General features: G+C 41.5%; 4 protein-coding genes and 1 pseudogene. All 5 read left to right on the top strand.

Going from position 1 to position 2,073, the window contains the following annotated elements:
* Positions 1 to 275 (top strand): annotated as a pseudogene (locus tag A3766_RS32260) (cation:proton antiporter); the annotation flags it as partial.
* Positions 275 to 658, top strand: coding sequence for a YchJ family protein (locus A3766_RS22995; RefSeq protein ID WP_068513714.1), 384 nt, complete (start codon positions 275 to 277; stop codon positions 656 to 658). The pseudogene A3766_RS32260 and the gene A3766_RS22995, both read left to right, overlap by 1 nt.
* 19 nt (positions 659 to 677) lie before the next feature.
* Positions 678 to 1,532, top strand: a complete 855-nt coding sequence (locus A3766_RS22990) for a DMT family transporter (RefSeq protein ID WP_068513717.1) — start codon at positions 678 to 680, stop codon at positions 1,530 to 1,532.
* 111 nt (positions 1,533 to 1,643) lie between these two features.
* Positions 1,644 to 1,871 (top strand): CopG family transcriptional regulator, encoded by a 228-nt coding sequence (locus A3766_RS22985; RefSeq protein ID WP_068511406.1) that lies wholly within the window; start codon positions 1,644 to 1,646, stop codon positions 1,869 to 1,871.
* A 3-nt stretch (positions 1,872 to 1,874) separates the two neighbouring features.
* Positions 1,875 to 2,073, top strand: a 199-nt coding sequence (locus A3766_RS32255; RefSeq protein WP_068643029.1) for a type II toxin-antitoxin system RelE/ParE family toxin, incomplete at its 3' end; no start/stop codon positions are given.

The raw sequence follows: 2,073 nt of genomic DNA, 5'->3' as shown, positions 1-2,073 counted from the left end.
TGATTATTGTTATCAAGCCAGTGATATTCCGTTGGTTGCTTACGCGCAGCAAAGAACCCAATGACATTGCCTGGGAAGCTGGTTTTCGATTAGGCCAAATTAGTGAGTTTTCGTTACTGATTGCCTACCTGGCAACCGCATCGGCTTTGATAGGGACCGAGGCCTCCCACCTTATCCAGGCCACAGCAATACTGACTTTCATCTTTAACTCATATATTGTTATCTTTAACTTCCCCAATCCGATCGCTATTAGCGACAAATTAAGACGAGATTAATGCCCAAAGCTCCTTGCCCCTGTGGGTCTTCCCTGACGTATGACGATTGCTGTGCTCTTATTCATGCTGACATAGCTAAAGCACTAAGAGCCGAGCAGCTAATGCGCTCTCGCTACAGTGCCTTTGTACTTGAGAATGAAGACTACCTTCTAACAAGCTGGCACCCGGACACCCGCCCAAGCAACCTTGATTTCGATTCACAAAGTAAGTGGCTTGGTTTGAAAATTAAAGATACAGTAGCAGGTCTAGAGGATGATAAGGAAGGCCAAGTGTCTTTCGTTGCACGTTATAAAGTGTCGGGCAAGGCTCAGCGAATTGTAGAGAATAGCCATTTCATTAAGCTTGATGGTATTTGGCAGTATCACTCAGCTACTGATAATTAATACTTGCTATGAAGCTTAAATGAATATATATAATAAAGTACTGCTTCATATGCATATCGCCGCATTATTGCTTGGTGGTACAGCACTTTTTTCAAAACTAATTCCCTATGCTGCCTGGGACATAATTGCCTACCGAACTCTGATTTGCGGCCTCACCGTATTTATTGTGGCACTTCTATTCAAACAAAAACTTAGAATTAGCACTTTACCCGTTTTTTTACTCTTGGTGTTTTGCAGCATGCTGTTCACCGTTCATTGGACAGCCTATTTTCAAGCGATGCAGCTGTCGACTGTCGCTATCGGCATGATCTCGATGTTTACCTTTCCTGTCATGACGGTATTTCTGGAACCCTTAATCAATAAAACACGGCTTCATAAAGCCGATATCCTCATGGGTTTGCTGGTTATGCTCGGTGTCTTTATGATCGTCCCGGACTTTACTCTCGAAAACAATGTCACCGCAGGAGTATTGTTTGGTCTTTTATCTGCACTGGCTGTGGCACTAAGAAATATTCTGGTATCAAAGCACCTGTCAGATATTTCCCCTTTCACCATTATGTTTTATCACGCGATGGTGTCAGCCGCAATTTTGCTACCCTTTGCATCTGTCTCGCCAGTGGAAATAAAAACACCCGATCTACTTGCATTAATTCTACTAGGCACCGTGTTTACGGCAATCCCACATACTCAAAAAACATACGCCCTACGCTATCGTTCAGCTAAAAGCGTATCAATGGTGATAAGCCTGCAAGTCGTTTATGGAAGCCTATTTGCATATTTACTTTTAAGAGAAGGAATAGTCTTCAACACACTACTTGGTGGTGGCATTATTTTGTTTGCTGCTTTGTATGAGAGTGTCTTTGCTAAGCACTGAGAGACTTAGTCTAAGTAGTGACTCTGTATCTAACTTATTAAATATTCTGTAGACCATTCACTACAAACCTGGTGTATAATTACACCAGGTTTGTATCGAGGGAGGTGTAAAATGCCGAGACAAAGTATTACGTTAACAGAGCAAAATGATTCTTGGTTGCGAAATCATGTAGATAATGTTCAAGATTACTCTAATAAAAGTGAATTGATAAACGATCTTATCCGCAGCGCGAGAAGGGCTGAAGCAATTAATAGAAAGCTTGAAGATGCAGAATCCAGTGGTTTTGTAAATCAAATGGCATCTGAGATGCTGGCTGAATTCAAGTCAGAACTGAAGTAAGGCATGTTTGAATTTAAGATATCTTCGAATACTAAAGAAGACCTAAAGCGGATATACGCTTACGAATATAGCGAGTTTGGAGAAGCTCAGGCAGATACCTATTACCATGGTTTTTTCGATATGTTCGAGAAAATTTCTATCAACCCATATCTCTTCCAATCAGTTGACCATATTCGCCCAGGTTATAGGCGCTGCTCTTATT

The organism is Oleiphilus sp. HI0132, assembly GCF_001635845.1.
This window is presented reverse-complemented; position numbering and strand designations above follow the sequence as displayed.